24 protein-coding genes and 1 pseudogene are annotated in these 21,294 nt (G+C 68.3%); 9 read left to right on the top strand and 16 right to left on the bottom strand.

What is annotated here, in order from left to right; genetic code table 11:
* Positions 1-89: 89 nt before the first annotated feature.
* The 4 genes from AB0L53_RS20170 to AB0L53_RS20185 are packed head-to-tail and all read right to left on the bottom strand — an operon-like array spanning position 90 to position 2,693.
* Positions 90-932: a M55 family metallopeptidase gene (locus tag AB0L53_RS20170; RefSeq protein WP_357643503.1), complete on the bottom strand. Its 843-nt coding sequence runs from the start codon at positions 930-932 to the stop codon at positions 90-92.
* Between the two features lie 11 nt (positions 933-943).
* Positions 944-1,129, bottom strand: a complete 186-nt coding sequence (locus AB0L53_RS20175; protein WP_363995708.1) for a hypothetical protein — start codon at positions 1,127-1,129, stop codon at positions 944-946.
* Positions 1,117-2,322 carry a DUF6395 domain-containing protein gene (locus AB0L53_RS20180; protein ID WP_363995711.1) on the bottom strand — a complete coding sequence of 402 codons (1,206 nt, stop codon included), beginning with the start codon at positions 2,320-2,322 and terminating at the stop codon, positions 1,117-1,119. The genes AB0L53_RS20175 and AB0L53_RS20180 overlap by 13 nt, the downstream gene beginning before the upstream one ends.
* The gene (locus AB0L53_RS20185) at positions 2,313-2,693 is read right to left on the bottom strand and encodes a hypothetical protein (RefSeq protein WP_363995714.1); all 381 of its coding nucleotides are present in this window, start codon (positions 2,691-2,693) and stop codon (positions 2,313-2,315) included. The genes AB0L53_RS20180 and AB0L53_RS20185 overlap by 10 nt, the downstream gene beginning before the upstream one ends.
* 145 nt (positions 2,694-2,838) lie before the next feature.
* Between AB0L53_RS20185 and AB0L53_RS20190 the strand changes: the two genes are divergently transcribed.
* The 5 genes from AB0L53_RS20190 to AB0L53_RS20210 all read left to right on the top strand — a co-directional run bounded on the left by AB0L53_RS20190 (position 2,839) and on the right by AB0L53_RS20210 (position 5,416).
* Complete coding sequence (locus AB0L53_RS20190) at positions 2,839-2,991, top strand: hypothetical protein (RefSeq protein WP_363995717.1); 153 nt, start codon at positions 2,839-2,841, stop codon at positions 2,989-2,991.
* Between the two features lie 34 nt (positions 2,992-3,025).
* Positions 3,026-4,003 (top strand): phosphotransferase, encoded by a 978-nt coding sequence (locus tag AB0L53_RS20195; RefSeq protein WP_363995719.1) that lies wholly within the window; start codon positions 3,026-3,028, stop codon positions 4,001-4,003.
* A gap of 63 nt (positions 4,004-4,066) precedes the next feature.
* Positions 4,067-4,606, top strand: a complete 540-nt coding sequence (locus AB0L53_RS20200) for a DinB family protein (RefSeq protein ID WP_363995722.1) — start codon at positions 4,067-4,069, stop codon at positions 4,604-4,606.
* Positions 4,607-4,617: 11 nt separating this feature from the next.
* Positions 4,618-4,752: a hypothetical protein gene (locus AB0L53_RS20205; RefSeq protein ID WP_363995725.1), complete on the top strand. Its 135-nt coding sequence runs from the start codon at positions 4,618-4,620 to the stop codon at positions 4,750-4,752.
* A gap of 118 nt (positions 4,753-4,870) precedes the next feature.
* Complete coding sequence (locus AB0L53_RS20210; RefSeq protein ID WP_363995728.1) at positions 4,871-5,416, top strand: RICIN domain-containing protein; 546 nt, start codon at positions 4,871-4,873, stop codon at positions 5,414-5,416.
* Positions 5,417-5,470: 54 nt separating this feature from the next.
* On the opposite strand, the gene AB0L53_RS20215 is transcribed toward AB0L53_RS20210, so the two are convergent.
* From AB0L53_RS20215 to AB0L53_RS20240, 6 genes and pseudogenes are all read right to left on the bottom strand, one after another.
* A complete protein-coding gene (locus AB0L53_RS20215; RefSeq protein WP_363996251.1) occupies positions 5,471-5,803 on the bottom strand; it encodes a MarR family winged helix-turn-helix transcriptional regulator in 333 nt (110 codons plus the stop codon).
* A 96-nt stretch (positions 5,804-5,899) separates the two neighbouring features.
* Positions 5,900-6,463, bottom strand: a complete 564-nt coding sequence (locus AB0L53_RS20220) for an SIS domain-containing protein (RefSeq protein ID WP_363995731.1) — start codon at positions 6,461-6,463, stop codon at positions 5,900-5,902.
* Positions 6,464-6,554: 91 nt separating this feature from the next.
* Entirely contained in the window at positions 6,555-8,786 is a 2,232-nt protein-coding gene (gene katG / locus AB0L53_RS20225; RefSeq protein ID WP_363995734.1) for a catalase/peroxidase HPI, read from the bottom strand.
* Between the two features lie 32 nt (positions 8,787-8,818).
* Positions 8,819-9,256, bottom strand: coding sequence for a Fur family transcriptional regulator (locus AB0L53_RS20230; protein WP_363995736.1), 438 nt, complete (start codon positions 9,254-9,256; stop codon positions 8,819-8,821).
* Between the two features lie 294 nt (positions 9,257-9,550).
* Positions 9,551-10,962 (bottom strand): annotated as a pseudogene (locus AB0L53_RS20235) (serine hydrolase domain-containing protein).
* An 89-nt stretch (positions 10,963-11,051) separates the two neighbouring features.
* Complete coding sequence (locus AB0L53_RS20240; RefSeq protein WP_363995739.1) at positions 11,052-11,456, bottom strand: hypothetical protein; 405 nt, start codon at positions 11,454-11,456, stop codon at positions 11,052-11,054.
* 227 nt (positions 11,457-11,683) lie between these two features.
* On the opposite strand from AB0L53_RS20240, the gene AB0L53_RS20245 reads away from it, so the two are divergent.
* A complete protein-coding gene (locus AB0L53_RS20245; RefSeq protein ID WP_363995742.1) occupies positions 11,684-11,866 on the top strand; it encodes a hypothetical protein in 183 nt (60 codons plus the stop codon).
* Between the two features lie 96 nt (positions 11,867-11,962).
* On the opposite strand, the gene AB0L53_RS20250 is transcribed toward AB0L53_RS20245, so the two are convergent.
* The 3 genes from AB0L53_RS20250 to AB0L53_RS20260 form a co-directional block, all read right to left on the bottom strand.
* Positions 11,963-12,484, bottom strand: a complete 522-nt coding sequence (locus AB0L53_RS20250; protein ID WP_363995746.1) for a GNAT family N-acetyltransferase — start codon at positions 12,482-12,484, stop codon at positions 11,963-11,965.
* Between the two features lie 125 nt (positions 12,485-12,609).
* The gene (locus AB0L53_RS20255; RefSeq protein ID WP_363995749.1) at positions 12,610-12,813 is read right to left on the bottom strand and encodes a DUF397 domain-containing protein; all 204 of its coding nucleotides are present in this window, start codon (positions 12,811-12,813) and stop codon (positions 12,610-12,612) included.
* A 12-nt stretch (positions 12,814-12,825) separates the two neighbouring features.
* Positions 12,826-13,677, bottom strand: a complete 852-nt coding sequence (locus tag AB0L53_RS20260; RefSeq protein WP_363995751.1) for a helix-turn-helix transcriptional regulator — start codon at positions 13,675-13,677, stop codon at positions 12,826-12,828.
* A gap of 452 nt (positions 13,678-14,129) precedes the next feature.
* On the opposite strand from AB0L53_RS20260, the gene AB0L53_RS20265 reads away from it, so the two are divergent.
* Both AB0L53_RS20265 and AB0L53_RS20270 read left to right on the top strand, forming a co-directional pair.
* Positions 14,130-14,591, top strand: coding sequence for an ATP-binding protein (locus AB0L53_RS20265; RefSeq protein ID WP_363995754.1), 462 nt, complete (start codon positions 14,130-14,132; stop codon positions 14,589-14,591).
* A 610-nt stretch (positions 14,592-15,201) separates the two neighbouring features.
* On the top strand, positions 15,202-16,554 hold the full coding sequence (locus AB0L53_RS20270; protein WP_363995757.1) for a glycoside hydrolase: 1,353 nt from the start codon (positions 15,202-15,204) through the stop codon (positions 16,552-16,554).
* A 130-nt stretch (positions 16,555-16,684) separates the two neighbouring features.
* Here AB0L53_RS20270 and AB0L53_RS20275 read toward each other — a convergent pair whose 3' ends face one another.
* Both AB0L53_RS20275 and AB0L53_RS20280 read right to left on the bottom strand, forming a co-directional pair.
* Positions 16,685-17,458 carry an enoyl-CoA hydratase-related protein gene (locus tag AB0L53_RS20275; protein ID WP_363995760.1) on the bottom strand — a complete coding sequence of 258 codons (774 nt, stop codon included), beginning with the start codon at positions 17,456-17,458 and terminating at the stop codon, positions 16,685-16,687.
* A 2-nt stretch (positions 17,459-17,460) separates the two neighbouring features.
* Positions 17,461-18,318: an NAD(P)-dependent oxidoreductase gene (locus tag AB0L53_RS20280; RefSeq protein WP_363995763.1), complete on the bottom strand. Its 858-nt coding sequence runs from the start codon at positions 18,316-18,318 to the stop codon at positions 17,461-17,463.
* A 112-nt stretch (positions 18,319-18,430) separates the two neighbouring features.
* Here AB0L53_RS20280 and AB0L53_RS20285 point away from each other — a divergent pair, with 112 nt between their 5' ends.
* Positions 18,431-20,359, top strand: a complete 1,929-nt coding sequence (locus tag AB0L53_RS20285) for an N-acetylmuramoyl-L-alanine amidase (protein ID WP_363995766.1) — start codon at positions 18,431-18,433, stop codon at positions 20,357-20,359.
* On the opposite strand, the gene AB0L53_RS20290 is transcribed toward AB0L53_RS20285, so the two are convergent.
* On the bottom strand, positions 20,322-21,218 hold the full coding sequence (locus AB0L53_RS20290) for a MurR/RpiR family transcriptional regulator (RefSeq protein ID WP_225292140.1): 897 nt from the start codon (positions 21,216-21,218) through the stop codon (positions 20,322-20,324). The genes AB0L53_RS20285 and AB0L53_RS20290 overlap by 38 nt on opposite strands.
* Positions 21,219-21,294: the final 76 nt, after the last annotated feature.

Below are 21,294 nucleotides of genomic sequence, written 5' to 3' on the forward strand. Positions count from 1 at the left end.
ACTCGCTCCCAACTATGCGGGCCCGCTATTCCGTTGGCCTGCGTGTGCTGACCTGCCATTCGCCACCCGGCGTCTGCTCTTTGTGGCGTTCAGCCGTAGGGGCCGCTGCCGCAGGAGATCTGACCACCGATCGTGGCGAAGATACCGAACAGCGCCATGATCTGTGCGAAGTCATCGGTAGTGAACTCGGTGTGACGCGATCCCACCGCCTTCACGCCGGGAACAAGTCCGACGGCGGCCGCGATGGCAGTGGAGTTCCACTCCACCCCCAGCGTGTACGGCGCAGCCACCCGGTAAGGCGTGAAGTCGCTCAACCGCCCCAATGCCCTGGCCGTCGCCTCACGAATCCGAGCCTGGGCAACGCTCGGCGGCAGCAGTTCGGCCGAGAACTTGTCGATCCCCTTCTTGACCGCCACCGTCTCCACATCGCCGAGCAACTCGCGCGCCTCTTCACCGACGGCCTCGTCACCGGTCACCAGCACCACCGGAACACCGTGGAACCCCGCACACGCCGCCACCAGCCGCGTCTCGCCGCACACCTCGCCGTTGAGGTAGACGTTCTGGATCTCCTTGCCCATCCAGGTGTGGTTGAGCACGCCGTTCGTCACGCCCGCGCGGGCGTGGTACCCCACGAAACACGCGGCCTGGAACGACCCGTCAACCCCCTGCGCCATTCGCTGCGCCTTACCCGGCCCCCGGATGAGGGTGGCGCGCGGGTCCAGCAGGTCGATCCGCAGATTCTTGGTGGACCCGTGAGCGTCGTTCACCAGCACCGTGGTCGCCCCAGCCTCGAACGCACCCTCGACGGCGGCGTTGGCATCGGCGGTCATCAGCTCACAGCCCCGCTCATAGCCCCGCTTGCCCGCGTGCATCTCCTCGGGGTCGGTGAGCCCGGTCACGCCCTCCATGTCGACCGACAAGTACACCTTCACAATCCCACTCCCTAACCTGCACACCCGGCATCGACCAACGGCGTATCGACCATAGGCGGATCTGCCGAAACCTGATCGATCAACAGCAGATCGTCCGAAACAATGTCGACCAACGGCAGACAGGCCGAAGCCGTATCGGCCATCGGCGGATCGAGCAAGAGGGATCGAACAAGGCGTAGGGGCGTCACGTGCCCCATGTCTCCACCTGGCGGACCTCGGCCTCGGTCATGAGCCCGACCTTGGACGTCATGAACCCGGCCGCCTGCTCACGCCACTGGGCCGGAATCTCGTCGAGCGCCGGCGGGTAGCAGTGGTCGAGCCAGCTCGTCGACTCCTCCGTGGCGTCGAAGTAGTCGAGCGCCTTCCCGAACAGCGTGTCCTCGATGCCGGGCACCCTCGCCAGGCCGTACTCGACCATCTCCTGTCCCCCGTACGGCGGAGGCTGGAGCCACTTGCGCACCCGGGGGTCGTCGGCGGTGAAGGGCGTGTCGAGCGGTCGCCGTTCGACGGCGGCCTGGATGAGCTCCTTGTACAGGCATTTGCCGCACTTGCGGCACGGTCCGTCGGTGCCCTGAAGGCACCATCGGACGTGCTCCTTGAGCTCCGAGTTCAGCGCCAGCCGCATGGTGACCGCTTCACTCACGCCGCCCACGGGAAGCACGATGTGCACGCCCGCCGCCGCGAACAGCCGCCCCCACGCCCCGTGCGGCGCCCACATCAGGTTGTCGGGCGTGTAACGCAGGAGATAGCGATCCCCGCCGAGCCACCGTGAACCCAGTTCATACCCGAACGCCAGACCACCGAGATCCATTTGGTCGGCGAGGAGCAATGCCCCTGCCGCGACCGCGTGGTGTTCCGGGTATCCGGGCCGGGGCTCGGACAACGTGAATTCCAGGTCGGAGTCCACCACGGTGAGTTCCCGTCCGGTGCGCCTGGCCAGCCTGGCAAGGACGTCGGAGCGGTAGTGCGGCCACCGGTTCGGCACGCGGGGGTGCGGCACACGCCGGAAGTGCACGAACGGCGCCTCGGGATAGATGGTCGCCGCCGCCACGGAGTCCGCGCCACCGCTGTAGGAGATCGCCAGGTTCGTCCCAGTACGCCGGACCTCCGCGCCTACTGGCCCGGCCTCGATCCCCCACCCGTCGTGCAGCGCGGCGGCCACCTCAGGGGAGATGGCCCGGTCGAACACGATCTCCTTGCGCGTCCACGGCGCCACCACGGTCCACGCGGCGACGGCGAAGAGGTCGGGGTGCGCGTCTCCGGGCCCGCCTGCGATGGTGCAGGAGTTGGTGGCCAGCTTGACCGGGTGCTCGTCGGCAGCTCTGCCGGTGATCTCGTCGTCGGCCCCGAGCCGGAACGTCAGCTCGCCTCCCGACCAGCTCACGCGCATGACGAATCCTCCGCCCGCACAGCATCACTCGGACGTGGTGTCCGTGACTTGAGGTCGTCGATCGCCTGCCAGAGGAGGACCTCGTTCTGGAGCACGCCGTCCAGCGCCTTGGCCGTCTCCTGAGCCAGGCGGTGCGTGTCGTCGAGCCGGACTTTGTCCGTGGGGGCGCTGGTGGGGGCGGCGGTGGCGGGTCTGGCGTTTCGCAGACGCTCGACCTCGTCCTGCAGGCTCGCCATCTCCCGACGCAGGGTCTGGACCTCCCAGAGAGCGTCCCTGATGTCCTGACGGTGATCGCCGATGGAGATGTAGCGGGAATCGAACCACGTGCGCACGGCTTTGCGCAGGCGGGCGGGGACCAGGACGCGCATCATGAAACGCCACGATAGTGGCAAATCCACGGCTACCAGGACGCTGTTTCCGAATGGCAACCAAGCTATCTAACTGGTGTCAACTTCCGCTGTCGCGACGGATAAATCGGTAGGCGTCCCACCACTTGTATCGCCCATACTCAGCCGTGTGAATCTCGTCGGCGTCGGCAGTGGCGGCGTCAGGCGCGGCAGCAGCATCGGTGGCATCAGTGGTATCGGCGGCGACAGCAGCAGTGTCGCCCAGATTGTCGCCGCTTCCACCCGCCGTCCGCCGTTCGTCCTGCTGTCCCCAGGAGTCTGATCGTGTCGTCCTCTCTGTCCCCGGGAGTCTGATCGTGGTCGAGGAGCTGGTGGCGCACATACGGGAGGCATTCGGGTGGGGTGAGGACGTCGTGGTGTCCGCGGGGCCGCGGGGCGCGCTGGGGCAGATCTGGCGGCTGGACGTCGGCCCGGCACGCTACGCGCTCAAGGAGATCTTCGCCGAGCCGCCGTCGGAGGCGTTGATCGAGGCGGAGCTGGCGTTCGGGCGGCGGGCGTCCGAGGCAGGGGTACGGCTGCCGGCGAGCCACCCCGACCGCGATGGGCGCCACCTGCTTGAGCCGCCCGGTGGGACGTGGCTGCGCGTGTACGACTGGATCGACCTGCGGCCGGTCGAGCTGACGGCGCCGGCCACACCGGGAGAGATCGGGGCGCTGCTCGCGCGCCTGCACCGATGCGCTCCTGCCGCGACGGTCGAGCCGGACGGCGGACCGCCCGCTCGCTGGTACGACCGCGTCCCCACCACGCACGAGTGGGCGGAGGTGGCCACGTCGGACGCGGTGTGGGCCGCGAGACTCGCCGATGTGCTGACCACGCTCCCAGAGCTGTGCGCGGCCGTCGCGCCGGTCGATCCCGCCGAGCTGATCCTCTGCCACCGCGACCTGCACCCGGAGAACATCCTCGCCGACTCCACCGGCGCGCTCGTGGTCGTCGACTGGGACAACCTCGGACCGGCCGCGCCGGGCCGGGAGCTGGCGCGGGCGCTGTTCGACTGGTTCTGCGACGACTCGACCGCCGACCTCGAAGCCATGCGCGGCATGTATGAGGCGTACATAAACGAGGGCGGCCCTGGGCGCATCACCGGCCTGGCCGACTTCACCATGCTTCTCGCGTCCCACCTGAACTTCCTGCTGGTCCAGGCCCGCGTCGCCCTCGACCCGCACGCCGAGCGGCGGCACCGCGAGTGGGCGGAACGCGAGATCGACGAGGCGCTGCGCATCCTGCCGACCGCACGGCAACTGACCGACGTGCTGAAGCTCACGCGCACCCGCTGACGCGTGGTGGTGGACGACGGCCGCCCTAGAACTCGCCTGGGCCGACGGGTAGACTCCCCGCGCGTGATTGACCTGGACGAGCATGGCCGCCCCGAACCTCCGGTCGCGGCCGACGAAACCGCCACCCTCCTCGGCTACCTGGAGTACCAGCGCGCGACCCTGGAGTGGAAGTGCGCCGGACTGGACGCGGCCGGCCTGAACGCGACCGTCGGCGCCTCGACGATGACCCTCGGCGGGATGCTCAAGCACCTGGCCTATGTCGAGAGCTGGTGGTGCTCCCAGCGGCTTTACGGGCACGCCCCAGAGCCCCCGTGGGACACCGTGGACTGGGAAGCCGATATCGACTGGGACTGGCACTCGGCCACCGAGGACACCCCCGAGCAGCTCCTCACGCTCTGGCAGGACACCGTGGCCCGCTCCCGCTCCCTGGTCGCGGACGCGCTGGCCGACGGCGGCCTGGACCGGCTGGCCGTGCGCCCCTGGTCCGACGGCCGGGTTCCCAGCCTCAGGTGGATCCTGTTCCATCTGGTCGAGGAGTACGCGCGGCACAACGGCCACGCCGACCTCCTCCGCGAGGCGGTGGACGGACGCACCGGAGAGTAGCCACCCGGCGGATGGTCACCGAGCGGGCGACCCACCTGACCGAGCGGACGGCTTCCGGGGCGGCCTACCTGATCGATCAACCCGGTGGACCCCTGCGAGGCGGCCCGAACCCGGACCGCCTGGACGCGGCACTCGCCGCCTCGTAAACCAGCTCATCTACGCCGCGCGACACGAATATCATCACGGAAAGCGACTCGCCGATACGCTGAGTGATTCATGTTACGACGGACCTGCTGATCTTTCGAGAGCGTCTCAGGAGGTTCGATGACACTCATTCACGCTGGTCAAGCGGTCGCTGTCGCGGCTGCTCTGCTCGCTGCCCCGTTCACGGCGGTGTCGGCGGCGAACGCCGACACCGCCGGCGCGGCGCAGCGGCTCCTTCCCAAGTTCTCGGCGACCCTGGTGGCCCGTCACAGCGGCAAGTGCCTCGACGTGGCGGGCGTCAGCACCGCCGACGGGGCCAACGTCCACCAGTGGACCTGCATCAACGGGCAGGCCAACCAGGAGTGGAACTTCGTGGCGACCAGCGACGGTTACTACACCCTCCGTGCGACGCACAGTGGCAAGTGTCTGGACGTGTCGGGCGTCAGCACGGCCGACGGCGCCAACGTCCACCAGTGGACCTGCCTCAACCAGCAGCGCAACCAGGAGTGGCGGCTCGTCCAGAAGGACAACGGCTACTTCTCCCTCGTCGCTCGCCACAGCGGCAAGTGCCTGGACGTGGCGGGCGTCAGCACGGCCGAGGGGGCCAACGTCCATCAGTGGACCTGCCTGATCGGACAGCGTAACCAGGAGTGGCGACTCGCCTGAGCGACGGCACCTGAGATGGCGGCGCCGTACACCACACGCGCGTGGTGTACGGCGTCAGGCGTCTTCGCCGTAGTTGAGGCGTTGCAGGAGATCGAGCAGGGTCGCGCGGTCGCCTGGCGGCAGGGGGGCAAAGCAGTCGGTCAGGACCTCGTCGGCGACCCGGTGCCCCGCGTCGAGCATCTGCTCGCCGGCCGGTGTCAGATGGTGCTCGATGCGTCGCCCATGGCCCGGTCGGCGCTCGATCAGGCCCTGGGCCATCAGCCGGCCGGCGAGTGTGCCGAATGCCTGCTCTCTCTGGAACGTCGCCGAGGCCAGGGCGCGCGCCGGCGCCCCGGGTGAACGGCTGATCGCCCGCAGGGCATCCCACTGGGCCAGCGTGGTGCCGATGGCGGCCCCAGATCGAGCAACCGCGAGCCACCTTCGCCCTGATCGACACGTACCTACGCCAGACGAGCGCCGCCACCGTCAAGGCCCAGTGACTCATCACTCCATGTTGGTGTGCTTGGCGCGCATCGCCTCTTCCGTGGCCCCGGTCAGCGCCCCGAGCTTCAGCACCATCACCTCGAACAGCACGAACAGCGCGCCTTCATAGGCCGACCCCATCGGCAGCACGGACGTACTCCGGTCGCCGGCCATGGTCTGCGCCGGGATCACGAGCACGGCGTCGGCGAGCTCTCCGGCGCTGCTCTCGGGCTCGGCGGTCAGCAGCAGGTTCGTCGCACCCGCCGCCGTCGCCGTCCGCATCAGCGCCAGGACCGTGGACGCTTCGCCGGGGCCGGAGGTGGCGAGGAAGACGTCGTCGCGCCCCAGCGCCGGCATGGTCACGTCGCCGACCACCGCCACCGGCAGACCGAGATGGAACAGGCGCATCGCGAAACCCTCGATCTGCAGCGCCTCCCGGCCGCAGCCGTAGACGCCGATCGTTCTGGCGTCGGCGATCAGCCGGCAGGCCGCGTCGATCGACTCTTCGTCGACCTTCGCGAGCACGGCGCCAAGCTCGTCGAGCGCGACGCGAAAGAGGTCGTCGTTCACGACACCCGGTGACATACCTGCATGGCTACCCGGTACTGCCGGTTCATATGACAAAACGTCCAGGTCAGCCAATATGGGCCGACCTGGACGTCAACGATCAAGCGGGTCAGACGAGGTCGAACCGGTCCAGGTTCATGACCTTGTCCCACGCGGCGACGAAGTCCTCGACGAACTTCTTCTTCGCGTCGTCGCTCGCGTAGACCTCCGCGAGCGCGCGCAGCTCGGAGTTCGACCCGAAGACGAGGTCGACCCGGCTACCGGTCCACTTGACCTCGCCCGTGACGGCGTCGCGGGCCTCGAACGTGGTCGCGTCCTCGGACGTCGCCTTCCACGTCGTACCCAGGTCGAGCAGATTGACGAAGAAGTCGTTCGTCAGCGACCCGGGGGTCGCGGTGAGGACGCCGAGCGACGACTGCTGGTGGTTCGCGCCCAGGACGCGGAGACCACCGACGAGGACCGTCATCTCGGGGGCGCTCAGGGTCAGCAGGTTCGCCCGGTCGAGCAGCAGGTACTCGGCCGGAAGCCGGTTGCCCTTCCCGAGGTAGTTGCGGAACCCGTCGGCGACCGGCTCGAGCGCGGCGAACGACTCCACGTCCGTCTGCTCCTGCGCGGCGTCCACACGGCCCGGCGTGAAGGGGACCTCCACGTCGAAGCCGGCGGTCTTGGCGGCCTGCTCGACGGCCGCGGCACCGGCGAGCACGATCAGGTCGGCGAGCGAGACCTGCTTGCCGCCGGTCTGGGCGGCGTTGAAGGTGCTCTGGATGCCTTCCAGGGTACGCAGCACGATCGCCAGCTGGTCGGGGTCGTTGACCTCCCACCCGCTCTGGGGCTGGAGGCGGATGCGCGCGCCGTTGGCGCCGCCGCGCTTGTCGCTGCCACGGAAGGACGAGGCGGACGCCCACGCGGTGGACACCAGCTGGGACACCGACAGGCCCGAGGCCAGGATCTGGCCCTTGAGGGCGGCGATGTCCGCGGCGTCGACGAGCTCGCCCGTCACGGCGGGGAGCGGGTCCTGCCACAGCAGCGTCTCGGCCGGGACCTCCGAGCCGAGGTAGCGCACGATCGGGCCCATGTCGCGGTGGGTCAGCTTGTACCAGGCGCGGGCGAAGGCGTCCGCGAACTCGGCGGGGTTCTCGAGGAAGCGGCGCGAGATCTGCTCGTAGATCGGGTCGACGCGGAGCGCGAGGTCGGTCGTCAGCATCGTCGGTGCGACGCGCTTCGACGGGTCGTGGGCGTCGGGGACGGTGTCCGCCCCGGCTCCGTCCTTCGGCCGCCACTGGTTGGCGCCGGCGGGGCTCTTGAACAGCTCCCACTCGTAGCCGAAGAGGATCTCGAAGAAGCTGTTGTCCCACGTCACGGGGGTGTTGGTCCAGATGCCCTCAAGGCCGCTGGTGATCGTGTCGGCGCCCTTGCCGGTGCCGAAGGAGTTCCGCCAGCCGAGGCCCTGCTCCTCGATCGAGGCGGCCTCGGGGTCGGCGCCGACGTTGTCCGCGGGGCCCGCGCCATGGGTCTTGCCGAAGGTGTGACCGCCCGCGATCAGGGCGACCGTCTCCTCGTCGTTCATCGCCATCCGGCGGAAGGTCTCACGGATGTCGCGAGCCGCGGCGAGCGGGTCCGGGTTGCCGTTCGGGCCTTCCGGGTTGACGTAGATGAGGCCCATCTGTACCGCGCCGAGGGGGCTCTCGAGCTCCCGGTCACCGGTGTAGCGCTCGTCGCCGAGCCAGGTGGTCTCGGGGCCCCAGTAGACGTCCTCGTCGGGCTCCCAGACGTCCGCGCGACCGCCGCCGAAGCCGAAGGTCTTGAAGCCCATCGACTCCAGGGCCACGTTGCCGGTGAGGATCATGAGGTCGGCCCAGGAGAGCTTCTGACCGTACTTCTTCTTGACCGGCCACAGCAGGCGGCGCGCCTTGTCGAGGTTGCCGTTGTCCGGCCAGCTGTTGAGGGGGGCGAAGCGCTGCTGGCCGGCCCCGGCGCCGCCGCGGCCGTCGCTGATCCGGTACGTGCCCGCGCTGTGCCACGCCATCCGGATCATGAACGGGCCGTAGTTGCCGAAGTCGGCCGGCCACCAGTCCTGCGAGGTCGTCAGGACCTCGGCGATGTCCCGCTTGACGGCCGCGAGGTCGAGGGTCTTGAACGCCTCGGCGTAGTCGAACTCCTCACCGAGCGGGTTGGCCACGGCGGGGTTCTTGGCGAGGATCCTCAGGTTGAGCCGCTCCGGCCACCACTGGCGGTTTCCACCGCCCTGGGTCGGGTGCGGGGCGCGCTCGTGCGCGACCGGGCAGCCACCTGCACCCTCCGTCTTCGGGTCGGTGACGATCGCGTCATGGTTCTCGGTCATGGAAATCCTTCCGGACTATGTGGATCACGTGCTCAGGAAGTACGGGCGGTGGAACAGCCGGGGCACAGGCCCCAATAGATGACCTCGGCCTCGTCGACCGCGAAGCCGTGCTCGTCGGAGGCGGTCAGGCAGGGCGCCTCGCCGACCGCGCAGTCGACGTCGGCGACGGCACCGCACGACCGGCACACGATGTGGTGGTGGTTGTCCCCCACGCGCCCCTCGTACCGTGCCGGGCTGCCGGCCGGTTCGATGCGGCGTACGAGTCCCGCCGCGGTGAGCGCGTGGAGCGCCTCATAGACGGCTTGCAGCGAGATGTGGCCCACGCGATCGCGCACCCCGGAGGCGATCGCCTCGACGCCGAGGTGGTCACCGTCCCGGACGGCCTGGAGCAGCGCGACGCGGGCCGCTGTCACCCGCAGGCCGGCGGCGCGCAACTCCTCGGCGATAGTCGGAGCGCTGGATGCGGTCATGCCGCCAAACCTACCCACATAAACACGAATGGTACAAGATAACGAATTATCCAAGTCTAGTGCGCACCCGGGCACCGTTCATCTCATTGCGGCGCGACACGCCGTCTGGAGAGTGAGCCTGGGGAGCACGGCCGCCCTAGGACGCCGTCAACCAACGTGACACCAGCCACCACATAGGCCCGAGCTGTGGAACCAAGGCGACGGCCACGCCGAGCTCAACGAGCTCGGCGTGGCCGGTTTGCGCCACCTGATGCACGACCGGAGGGAGTCCACCCTCAAGCCGTACGGTTCGCTTTACTGAACCAGGTTGGCCTGGTCTGCCGCCCCCGCCTGCCCGCCGCAGAACACCGCCTTGATGAGCTTGTCCAGGGCCTTCGGAAACACCACTGACTGGTCGACTGCGGCGTCCCCCATGGTCAGCGAGGCGGTCATGGTCTTGCTGCCGTCGGGCGTGCTGTACATCAGCGATCCGTAGCCCCCCGGAGGGCTGCCGTCGTGGTTGAGGATGATGCCGGCGCAGTCCGGGCCGGTGTCCAGCACGTACTGACCGAGGCCGTACTGGCCGAAGAGGCCGGTGCTCCTCGGGTCCGGCCTGCGCATCTCGGCCAGCAGCGGGGCCGGAAGGAGCTTGCCGCTCTGCAGGGCGGAGAAGTACGTCTGGAGATCCTGGGTGGTCGAGATCATGTCGCCGGCGCCGGCCAGCAGGGAGAGGTTCTGGCGGGTGACGTCGACCACCTTCCACTGGTCGGCGTCCTGGTAGCGGTAGTAGCCGTGGGCGTACGGTCCGGGAAGCTGCGTCCGGGTGCCCGGCACCACGGTGTCCCGCAGCCCGAGCGGCCCCAGGATCCGCCGCCGCATCTCCTCGGCGTACGAGCGGCCGGTGACCTTCTCGATCAGCAGCAGGGCCAGCGTGTAGTTGGTGTTGGCGTAGCTCCAGCTCGTCCCCGGCGCGAACTTCGCCGGCTTGGACAGCGCCAGCCGTACCAGCTCCTCGGGCTGGTAGGTGTGGAACCGGTTGTCCACCCACTCTTTGCCCGTGGCGGGGATCCCCGGCACGTACGTCCCGTCGTTGTAGTACTCGCCGGTGTAGTTGAACAGCCCGCTGGTGTGCCGCAACATCATCCGCACGGTGATCCGCCGGTCCAGCCCGAGCTTGGGCAGGTAGCCCGCCACCGGGCGTCCAGCCCGATCTTGCCCTCGGACACCAGCTGCAGCACCAGGGTCGCGGTGAAGCTCTTGGTGGAGCTGCCGATCCAGAACCGCCCGTTGGTCGGCGGCTTGGCGGTCTCGCCCAGTTTGCGCACCCCGGCGCTGCCGACCCAGTCGCCCCGCTCGTCGTGCACGCGCAGCTGCAGCCCGGCGTAACCGGAATCGACGACCTCCTGGATGACCTGCTGCAGCTCCGGGCGATCCTGCCCGGCAGCGGCCTTCGCCTCGGCCACGCCGGGTGTAGCCACCCCAGCTAACAGCGCGGCCGCCAGTGCGGTGACCGCCACTCGCCGGAAGACCTTGGTCGCTGGTGGAGATAGGAGTTTCATAGTTCCTCCTCGGCCTGTCCGCCGCAGAACACCTCGTCGATGAGCCTGTGCACCGCCTTCTGGAACGCCCCTGTTGGTGGCCGAGGGCAAGATCAGGCTGGAATCGACGATCTCCTCGATGGCCTGCCGCGACTCCGGGCGGTCCTGGCCGGTAACGGTGATGGACATGGTGGTGTGCTCCCTTAAATCTGTTACGAAATGTCACGGGGTCCGGAGAGGACCCCGTGACAAGCGGCAGCTGTGCGAGTCGGCGTCCATCAAGCGGCGTCGAGGGCCTCGGTGATCTTGCGGGCCATCTCGGTCATGGTGGGGCTGGGCGCGCCCTTCTGGGGCTGGCCGGCTGCCTCGATGGCGACGATGACGGTACGGCGGAAGTTGTCGGCCTCTTCCGGAGCCTGCTGCTGGAGCAGGCTCATGGATGCCGTCAGGGCCGGGAGCACCTGGTCGGCGAGTGCGGCCACCGTCTTGCCGTACTTCACGCCCTTGGGCGCCTTGGCCAGCACGTGCCCGACCAGGCCGGTCGCGGAGGTCAGGGCGATAGAGGCTTCGGTGGCGGCCTTGTGCGCCGAGCCGGCGGCACCGGCGGCGGACATCAGCGAGACGGCGCCCCAGCCGGCGGTGCGCAGGGTGAGCTTGTCCTGGTCGGTAAGGGTGATCGACATGGTGTTGTGCTCCTTCAGAGTTCTGCGAGATTCGACCGAACGGACAGGCGCTGAACCGTTCATGGCGTTTACGATCGCCGACCGCTCTGATACCGGGCCGTTGCCGTGCTGACGCGGCCGCTGACACGGCAGCGCATGACTGTCCGGGGGCCGCTGCTAGCGCAGGGTCGGCGCCGTATCAGCGGCTCCCGGCATCGTCTAGCTCGTCGAACGATGAGGAGACGGCGATGCACGTGATCCGAGCCGAAGGGCTGATCAAGAAGTACGGCGAGACGACCGCGCTGGACGGGGTGGACCTGGAGGTCCCCCGTGGGCAAGGTCATCGGCATGCTGGGACCCAATGGGGGCCGGCAAGCGGGATGATCATGGTGGTTCGAGAGTCAGGCCGGCCTGTCCGAGGCAGCCGGTGATCAGACGAGGCCGGTACTGGATCTACTTGAGCTCGCGCTTGACGATGCGGACCAGGCTGTGGAGGTCAGCCACGACGAAATCGCCGATCAAGCGTTTCAGCGGCCAGGCACGGCTCGCTCCAACTCAACCAGCGCCAGCGGGGGACCCTCGCCGAAGTCGTGATCGTGAGTCCTGCCGGTCTCGGCGAAGCCATTCTTGGCGTAGAAGCGGCGCGCTTGGGCGGAGTCCCGGAGCGTCCACAGATGCACGTCGTCGTACCCGGCGTCTCGCACTCGGTCCAAGACGGCCGTCAACAGGGCCATCGCGATGCCGCTGCCCCAGACGTCCGGGTGGGCGAAGAAGGTATGGATCTCCGCGAGGCCGGGGCGGGAAGTGGAGGCCCCGAACCGGGCGAAGGCCCCCGGCCGCTCGTTCAAGCGCGCCAGCAGGATCGTGTCCGTGCCCACGCCCTCGGCCAGAATGCCGTGCCACTTGGTGCGCCGCTCCTCGATCCCGGCTGCGGCGACCTTCGGCGAGCACAACGGGCCGTGCGAGACGCCCCACGACAGGGCGTGGATCTCGCCGAGGATGTCCCCGTCACCGGGTTCCGCGGGGTGGACCGTGATCGCATCAGGCATGGCGTAGACACTAACTCGCCTGGCCTTGAGACCTTTGCGGCTCCCTGTCAGTACGTGAACGCCCGATCGCCATAGAGGGCGACCGGACGTTCATGGCTGACTGCAGCAAGGACGGATGCCCTTACTCAGAACTCGCCGTCCCTGGCTCCTGCCAGGAAGGCTGCCCACTCGTCAGGAGTGAAGATCAGCACTGGCCCATGCGGGTCCTTGCTGTCGCGAACAGCCACATGGTTAGCAACGAAGGCAACCTGCACACATTCACCGTTCGAGCCGCTGAAACTGCTGGTGCGCCATTGGGCACGGGAGAGATCGACTTCCTTCTTCGCCATCCCGCACTCCTCTCACTTCGCGCTCGCAAGCACACGAGCGACCAGATCGCGTGTCGCTTCCGGACTGACCGCCATGGCTTGAAGTCGCTCCAATACGTTCCTACATCGTCGCAAATCATCGTCACTTTCCAGAAACAGGTCGGCGGCGTTCGTCTCGATATAGACCACATCGTGGGCCTCATGATCGAATTGGAGAAGGACGAAAGAGCCGTGCATCCCTGGGTGGACACCGGCCACGAAGGGGATCACTTGCAGCGTCATATGAGGCTGCTCGCTGCCATCAAGGAGCCTCTGTAGTTGCTCGCGCATGATCTTGGGTCCGCCAACGACTCGATGCAGTACCGCCTCGTCGATGATCGCCGTGAGAGCGGATGAAGGGTCGCGTTGCGCTTGGCGAGCCATGCGGGCTGCCACGCGACTTTCAACCACCTCTGCGGGCAACTCCGGGTCGCCACCTGGGATCGCGGCCCGTGCATAGCTTTCGGTCTGAAGCAAACCCGGGACGAACGACGACTGGTAATTGAAGATCGCTTTCGCTTCCTGCTCAAATCCGATGTAGGTCGCGTACTGATCAGGCAAGCCCTCCGAGGCGACCTGAAGCCAGCTCTCTTCCTTCGCGAGCTTGAGGAGTGAAATCAACTCGCTCTGGCGCGTAGCCGGCACATCGTACGCGTCGAGCAATGCCCGCAAAGTGCGCAGTTGCGGCTTCGCCTGCGCCATTTCGATCCTATAAAGGGTGGCGCGGTTAATCTCAGTCGATTCCGCCACCTGCTCACGCGACAGCCCTGCGCGCTCTCTGAGCTGCCGCAATTCCATCGCAAGCCGTCGCAAACGGGCGGTCGGTGCGTGTCTACGTTGAGCCATAGGAGAAAGGCTAGCGGAGTCATAGCGACCAATGCGCAAACAACGATTGCGTTCTCACTGGATCCTATGCATCATGTGCGTACCAGGGGTTGATAACAGATCGCATGCGAGTGGGCGCGGAGTGCATCGACGCAGATGTTGCCATCCGCTCGCGATTAAACACGGCCGAAATGCGAGGGAGGTCCCGATATGCGCTATTACGATCACGATAAGGAACAATTCATACACTTAGTGCGATTGTTGTGGGATCTCTCCCAGCTCGGGCTCGGGCTGACCCTGGAATGGCCTCGAAGGAACGAGCCGTTCATTTCCATTCCTCGGGCGCGAGGGGCTTTGCGGGTGCGGGTTGCGTTGAGAGGTGAGGGCTGGGTCTTCACCTGGGGTCACGGTCGGCGTCGGTGGGTGGCTGCGTACGACGAGGACGCGGTTGCGCGGGTCTGGGAGGAGGCGCAGTGACGGAGCGGTTTCTGGGCGAGATGGTGTTCCCCGGCGAGACTTGGGTGGTGCCGGTGGTTCGGCGCTGCGTCGCGGCGATCCTGCTGGGTGCGGGTCATCGGGACGTGGACAACGCGCGGTTGATCGTCAGCGAGTTGATGTCCAACGCGATTCAGCACACGGCGTCGGGTCGTGGTGGTGGCCTCGTCGCGGTGGATGTCGTCGGCTTCGGTACCGACGTGGCGCGGATCGAGGTGACCGATGACGGAGCCCGCACCATTCCGTGTCCGCGCGCGTCCGATGACCTGGACTCTCGCGGGCGGGGCCTGAGGCTGGTGGAACAGATCTCGACCACATGGGGAATGCGGCGACTGGGCGCTGGCCACCTCACGGTCTGGGCGCAGTTCGCCACCGTGACGCACACCGCGCATCCGTGCGAGGCGGCCGGCCATGCTCTGACACGAGAGATCGGGGCGTGAGCCAGATGGTTCTATGGGATTTTCCGCCGCGCTGCGAATCACCCCACGTTCCCGCCAGATCGGAATACGAACCGCTGAGATGGACGCCTCCGCGCGAGGGTGAACCAGAGGCGCGGGTGCTGCGGTGGACCTGCGACTGCCAGCCCCTCGTGTACGAACTGGTCACGCTCGGCGGGGCGCGTTACATCCGCCGTACCCAGCTCTTCAACGGGAAGAAGGTGGTGCATGAGACAGATCGCTGGACAGACCAGGTTGCGGACGCTTTCTGGAGTTCTCTGCTTTCTGGTCATGTGCGATAGCCGACGCTGAAAGACCTGCTAATCCCATATGGCCAACCAAGGACAATTTGGCTGGAAGTAAACCAGTGGCGAAGCGCGCGCGGGCGGAGCCCGCGCTCAGGGGGGCGTCTGAGCGAAGCGAAGGCCGTGCAGTGCGCGTAAGCGCCAAAGGAAGAACGCCGAGTCTTCAAAGCGCGAAGCGCCGATCAGGCGAGCCCTTTGTGGACGGGCGGGACAGCAGGCGGGGGGAGCGAGGTTGACGAAGGGGCAGTGGGTGTTTACCGTTCCGGGGGCAAAATTATCACGAAGATTCCGAAAGTTTCGGAGGCGGCATGTTACGAGGCGTTGTCGCGATCACCCTGCTCGGTCTACCCATCATCCAGGCCCCGGCCCTGGCGGATCCCCCGGCGATCACCGTACGCGAGCGCGTTCGGCACCAGCACATCGACGGGTTCGGGATCTCCCAGGCGTTCCGCCGCAACGAGCTGGTCAAGGCGCTCGGCGAGGGGCGGCGGCGCGAGATTCTCGACCTGTGGTTCGACCGTGACAAGGGCGCCGGGCTCAGCATTCTGCGGCTCGGCATCGGCTCCGCTCCCGTGGGCAGCCCGTACGACCAGATGGTCTCCATCCAGCCGGAAGACCCGGGCGGGCCGGACGCGCCGCCCAAGTACGTGTGGGACGGCGAGGACAACAGCCAGGTCTGGGTGGCGAAGGCGGCCAAGGGGTACGGGGTCGAGCGGTTCTACGCCGACGCCTGGAGCGCGCCCGCCTACATGAAGGACAACGGCGACGACAAGAACGGCGGCACGCTCAAGCCGGAGTGGCGGCAAGCCTATGCCCGCTACCTGGTGCAATACGCGAAGTTCTACGCCCGTGAGGGCATCAGGATCACCGACCTCGGCTTCACCAACGAGCCTGACTGGACGGCGACGTACGCCTCCATGCGGTTCACCCCGCAGCAGGCCGCCGAGTTCGTCAAGGTGCTCGGCCCGGTCGCCAAGGGCGTGAAGGGTCTCAAAGTGGCCTGCTGCGACTCCTTCGGCTGGACCGAGGCCAAGGCGTACACGGCCGCGATCGAGGCCGACCCCGAGGCCCGCCGCTGGGTGAAGACGCACACCGGCCACACGTACGCCAGCCCAGTGGACGGACCGCTGCCGACCGGCGGAAACACCTGGATGTCTGAGTGGAACCCCAACGGCTCCACCTGGGACGAGAGCTGGGACGACGGCAGCGGCTACGACGGCTTCACGATCGCGCAGGCCGTCCATGACGCGCTCACGCTCGGCAACGTCAGCGGCTACGTCTACTGGCTGGGCGCCTCACGCGGCGCCACCCGCGCGTTGCTCCAGATCGACGAGGCCGCGGGTACGTATCACGTCTCCAAGCGGCTTTGGGCGCTGGCGGCGTACAGCCGGTTCATCCGGCCGGGCGCGGTCCGGGTGGACGCGGCGGCGGCCGATCCGGCGCTGAAAGTTTCAGCGTTCCGCAACCCCGACGGCTCCCAGGTGGTCGAGGTGCTCAACACCGGCACCGCCGCCGTGACGTGGCACGGTGTGTACGGCCGGGCCACCGCGTACGTGACCGACAACGCCAACGCGCTCACCGCGAGTCCGGTCGCCGGCGGGGCCGTGGTCCTTCAGCCCCGGGCACTCACGACCGTCGTCATCCCAGGCCGACACGGCTAAGCGTCTTCCCAGGCCGACATGGGTAGGCGTCTTCTTCGCGGGCTGCCACGGCTAGGAGCGCCCGGCGCTGACCTCGGCCACCCGAAGCGGCCACTCGTCACCGGCCCGTCAGGTGACGAGTGGCCACCGATCAGCGGCCGGTGAACTTCGGCTCGGCCTTGTCCGTGAACGCCCGCATCCCGATCTTGGCGTCGTCCGTCGCGAACAGACCCGAGAACTGCAGCCGCTCGATCTCCAGCCCCGTATCCAGATCGACCTCCACCCCTTGGTCCACCGCCTGCTTGGCGGCCCGCAGCGCCACCGCGGGCCCGCCCGTGAAGGTCCCCGCCCAAGCCAGAGCCGCCGTGTAGACCTCCGCGTCGGGCACCACCCGATCAACCAGCCCGATCGACAGCGCCTCGGCGGCCGGTACGTGGCGGCCTGAGTAGATGAGGTCCTTCGCCCGCGCGGGGCCGATCAGCCGGGGCAGGCGCTGGGTGCCGCCCGCGCCGGGGATGAGGCCGAGCTGGATCTCCGGCTGGCCCAGCTTGGCCGACTCGCCGGCCACCCGGAAGTCGGCGCACAGGGCCAGCTCGCAGCCGCCGCCCAGCGCGTAACCGGTGACGGCGGCGATGACGGGCTTGCCGATGGCGGCCACCGCGGTGAAGCAGCCCTGGAGCCCGCGGGAGTGGGCGGCCATGTCGGCATAGGACATGACGACCATTTCCTTGATGTCGACGCCGGCCGCGAAGACCCGCTCGCCGCCGTAGACGACGACGGCGCGCACTTCGGGATCGGCGTCGACGGCTCGGGCGGCTTCGCCGAGCTCGTGCTGCATCTGGCCGTTGAGGGCGTTCATCTTGGGACGGTCAAGCCGGATCGTGGCGATCTGGTCGGCCACTTCAACGCGTACGAAATCACCCATGCTCAGGACATTACAAGCTGCTGGCGCTGGACCAGGTCCAGTAGATCAGTACGCGGCGTCCAGCCGAGCAGGGAGTGGAGGCGGCGGGTGTCGGCCAGTGAGTCGCCGGGCTCCTCGGGCGGGGCGGGCACGACATCGAAGGTGAGACTGGCTCCGGTCACCGTGGCGACCGCCTCCGCCATGGCCCGCAGGGTGTGGCCGCGGCCCGTGCCGAGGTTCACGATGCCGGGCGCGCCGATGAGCTCGATCATCGCGCGGGCGGCCTGGCGTACGTCGGTGACATCGCGCGTACGGTCGAGCGAGCCGAGCACGCGCAAAGGACGGCCCTCCTGGGCGGCGCGTAACCAGATCGACAGCGCCATGTCGGGCCGCTGCCCCTCCCCCGCGACGGTGAACGGCCGGACGATCGTGATGTCAGGGCGGTCGAGGCAGAGCCGTTCGAGGGCGACCTTGCTCGTGGCGTAGCCGCCGACGGGGCGGACCGGGTCGGACTCCGCGCTGGGCCGGCCGTGGGACGCGCCGCCGTACACGGAACTGGAGGAGGTGATCAGGAGCGGGACGCCGGGTGGCGTGAGGGCCAGCACCCGCGCGCCCGCGAGCACGTTGTCCCGATGACGCCGCCAGGCGATCTCGGGATCGGTGTCGCGTACGCCCGGGCACCCGGCCAGGTGGTAGACCGCTTCCGCGCCGGAGAAGGCCCCCGGCTCCAGGTCCAGCAGGTCGGCCGTGATCACGGTGAGTCCGGGTCGTTCCTCGACGGGCAGGCGGTCGATGGCGATGACCGGGGAGCCGGACGCGAGCAGGGCCGACGTCAGCGCGCGGCCGATGAATCCGGCCGCACCGGTCACGATCGACGTCACCCGCCCCACCCTAGGGCGTCAGGTGCTGAAAAATGTCTTCGCAAAGCTCTCGCCAAGAGAAGGAAATTGTTGAGACGCTGGCTCCGTCATTCCCCCAGTCGAGGAGCAGTAGATGCGCAGAGCACTGGCGATCGCGGTGGTCGCCTTGCTGCCATTAGTCAACATGACGGCCGCGGCCGGCACCACTGCCGAGCAACCCCCGGATCGGCAGGCGGCGTTCGCCGCGGCCGCCAAGGAGTTCCAGGTTCCGGAGAGCGTCCTGCTCGGTGTCTCCTATCTGGAGTCGCGCTGGGACGCCCACGCCGGGCAGCCCAGCAACGACGCCGGATTCGGCCCCATGCACCTGACCGACGCCGCCGCCTTCACCGGGTCCAACCACCACGGCGAGGGTGAGGAGGACGCGCGCGGCGACGAGAGCAGGCCGTTGGCCCCGGTTGCGACAACGGTCGCGCCCACCGAGATCCCGGCCTCGCTCAAGACCATGGAGAAGGCCGCCCAGCTGACCGGCGCCAGCCACGAGGCGCTCCGGTCCGACGCCGCCACGAACATCAGGGGCGGCGCGGCGCTGCTGGCCGACTACCAGAAGTCGATCGGCGCGCCGCTGAGCCCGGACCCGGCCCAGTGGTACGGGGCGGTCGCCAAATACTCGGGCGCCGACGAGTCCGAGGCGGCCAAGGTCTTCGCCGACGAGGTCTACAGGACGATCGAGGACGGCGCCGAGCGGGTCACCGACGACGGGCAGCAGGTCAAGCTCACCCCGATCCCCGGCTTGGAGCGGATCGAGAAGTGGCTGGAGAAGCTCGGCCTGCGGCCGCCGCGCCGCGACGGCGTCGAGTGCCCGAGGTCGATCTCCTGCGAGTGGATCCCGTCGGCCTACGCGCAGAAGCCGAACGGCGACTACGGCCACTACGACCTGGCCAACCGGCCCGACAGCCAGAAGATCCAGTACATCGTCATCCATGACATGGAGGGCTACTTCCTCCCGTCGATCAAGCTGAACCAGGACGTCAACTACGGCGCGAGCTGGCAGTACTCGGTGCGCTCCACCGACGGCCACATCGCCCAGCACGTCAAGGGCAAGGACGTCGCCTGGCAGGCCGGCAACTGGTACATCAACGCCAAGTCGATCGGCATCGAGCACGAGGGCTTCCTGGCCGAGGGCGGCACCTGGTACACCGAGGCGATGTACCGCTCGTCCGCCAAGCTCGTGCGCTACCTGGCGGCCAGGTACGACGTGCCGCTGGACCGGGCGCACATCCTGGGCCACGACAACGTGCCGGGCACGCTGCCGACCACGGTGCGGGGCATGCACGAGGACCCGGGCCCGTTCTGGGATTGGAAGCACTACTTCGACCTGATCGGCGCGCCACTGCATGGTTTCGGCGGCCCCAAGGCCGACTCCATCATGATCAGGCCTGATTTCGCCACCAACAAGCCGTACTTCTACGGCTGCGACCGCAAGAACCCGGAGGCCGCCTGCCCGCCGCTCCCCGCCGGGACCGTGTGGCTGCGCACCGAGCCGCGTGACGACGCGCCGCTGATCAAGGACATCGGCAAGCACCCGACGGGCACCAACGACTCGCTCTACAGCGTGTACGACCACAGCGCCAGAGCGAGCACCGGCCAGCGGTTCGCCGTCGCCGACCGGCAGGGCGACTGGACCGCGATCTGGTACCTCGGCCAGAAGAGCTGGTTCTACAACCCGCGCTCCGCGCCGACCGCCGTCCCGTCCGCGGGCCTGGTGGTCACGCCCAAGCCGGGTCTGGCGACCGTCCCGGTGTACGGCAGGGCGTACCCGGAGCAGGAGGCCTACCCGGCCGACATCCCGTACCAGGCGGTGACCCCGCTGCAGTACACGTTCTCGGCTGGTGAGAAGTACACCCTGGCCGGGAAGGCGGCCACCGAGTATTACCGGGCGGTCACCTTCGACGAGGCCAGCCACAAGGTGGTCAAGGGCAAGACGAAGTACCTGCAGATCCAGTTCGGGCACCGGGTGATGTTCGTCAAGGCTGACGACGTGCGGGTGTCGCTCGCCTGGTGAACTCCTTGACGGCGCGCCTGGTGCTCTGCAACGCCTCCTGAGAGGAGTCGAAGGTGCGCTGGGCGACGCCGACGAACACGCAGTCGACGACGAGGAGTTGGCTGATCCGGCTGGCCAGGGCGCCGGGACGGAACTCCGTCTCGCGCCCGGCCGAGATCAGCACGTGTTCGGCCAGCTCCGCGATCGACGAGCGGGGGTTGTTGGTGATGGCGACGGTCGTCGCGCCGGCCTCCCCCGCCCTCGACAGCGGTTCGAGCACGTCGGGCGTCTCGCCCGACGTGCTGATGCCGATCGCCACGTCGCCGGGCTTGAGCAGCACGGCGCTGGTCAGCGCCAGGTGGGCGTCCTGGAAGGCGTGGCTGGACAGGCCGATGCGCAGCAGCTTCTGCGCCACGTCCTCGGCGACCAGACCCGAGGCGCCCACGCCGTAGGCGTCCACCCGCCGGGCGCCGACGATCGCGTCGACGACCAGGCCGAGGCGCTCCGAGGTGAGCTGGGCGACCGTGTCGTTGATCGCCTCCGACTCGGCCCTGGCCACCTTCTGGATGACCTCCGACAGCGGATCGTCGGGCGCCAGGTCGCCCGGCACCAGCCGGTCCGGCTGGGCGGCCGCCGCGGCCAGGGCGAGGCGCAGCTGCGGGTAGCCGGCGAAGCCCAGGAGCCTGGCCGTGCGTACGATCGTCGCCTCGCTGGTGCCCGAGGCGGCGGACAGCTCGGTGATCGTGCTCCGGGCCACCGTCGCCGGGTCTTCCAGGATGAGCCGGGCGACGGTCTGCGCGGCCGGAGTCAGGGACGGAAGCACGCCGCGGACCGTCGCCACCAGAGTGTCTGCCCGCAGGCCGTTCGCGCTGTCGTCCACGGTCTCGATTATGACGCTCCTCCAGCGTTTTCCCTATTGCGCGGCCCACCCGGCCCGCTCACCACGACCCACCCCG

Source organism: Nonomuraea sp. NPDC052129, assembly GCF_040680095.1.
In the GTDB taxonomy this organism is placed as follows: Bacteria; Actinomycetota; Actinomycetes; order Streptosporangiales; family Streptosporangiaceae; genus Nonomuraea.

What these genes read in the sequence shown, in the direction of transcription:
- AB0L53_RS20275 (WP_363995760.1), bottom strand. Translation starts at nt 17,458, where the DNA reads ATGGGTGATTTCGTACGCGTTGAAGTGGCCGACCAGATCGCCACGATC.
- AB0L53_RS20210 (WP_363995728.1), top strand. Translation starts at nt 4,871, where the DNA reads ATGACACTCATTCACGCTGGTCAAGCGGTCGCTGTCGCGGCTGCTCTG.
- AB0L53_RS20260 (WP_363995751.1), bottom strand. Translation starts at nt 13,677, where the DNA reads ATGGCTCAACGTAGACACGCACCGACCGCCCGTTTGCGACGGCTTGCG.
- AB0L53_RS20205 (WP_363995725.1), top strand. Translation starts at nt 4,618, where the DNA reads ATGGTCACCGAGCGGGCGACCCACCTGACCGAGCGGACGGCTTCCGGG.
- AB0L53_RS20175 (WP_363995708.1), bottom strand. Translation starts at nt 1,129, where the DNA reads ATGGGGCACGTGACGCCCCTACGCCTTGTTCGATCCCTCTTGCTCGAT.
- katG (WP_363995734.1), bottom strand. Translation starts at nt 8,786, where the DNA reads ATGACCGAGAACCATGACGCGATCGTCACCGACCCGAAGACGGAGGGT.
- AB0L53_RS20255 (WP_363995749.1), bottom strand. Translation starts at nt 12,813, where the DNA reads ATGGCGAAGAAGGAAGTCGATCTCTCCCGTGCCCAATGGCGCACCAGC.
- AB0L53_RS20185 (WP_363995714.1), bottom strand. Translation starts at nt 2,693, where the DNA reads ATGATGCGCGTCCTGGTCCCCGCCCGCCTGCGCAAAGCCGTGCGCACG.
- AB0L53_RS20245 (WP_363995742.1), top strand. Translation starts at nt 11,684, where the DNA reads ATGCACGTGATCCGAGCCGAAGGGCTGATCAAGAAGTACGGCGAGACG.
- AB0L53_RS20270 (WP_363995757.1), top strand. Translation starts at nt 15,202, where the DNA reads ATGTTACGAGGCGTTGTCGCGATCACCCTGCTCGGTCTACCCATCATC.
- AB0L53_RS20180 (WP_363995711.1), bottom strand. Translation starts at nt 2,322, where the DNA reads ATGCGCGTGAGCTGGTCGGGAGGCGAGCTGACGTTCCGGCTCGGGGCC.
- AB0L53_RS20220 (WP_363995731.1), bottom strand. Translation starts at nt 6,463, where the DNA reads ATGTCACCGGGTGTCGTGAACGACGACCTCTTTCGCGTCGCGCTCGAC.
- AB0L53_RS20250 (WP_363995746.1), bottom strand. Translation starts at nt 12,484, where the DNA reads ATGCCTGATGCGATCACGGTCCACCCCGCGGAACCCGGTGACGGGGAC.
- AB0L53_RS20240 (WP_363995739.1), bottom strand. Translation starts at nt 11,456, where the DNA reads ATGTCGATCACCCTTACCGACCAGGACAAGCTCACCCTGCGCACCGCC.
- AB0L53_RS20285 (WP_363995766.1), top strand. Translation starts at nt 18,431, where the DNA reads ATGCGCAGAGCACTGGCGATCGCGGTGGTCGCCTTGCTGCCATTAGTC.
- AB0L53_RS20230 (WP_363995736.1), bottom strand. Translation starts at nt 9,256, where the DNA reads ATGACCGCATCCAGCGCTCCGACTATCGCCGAGGAGTTGCGCGCCGCC.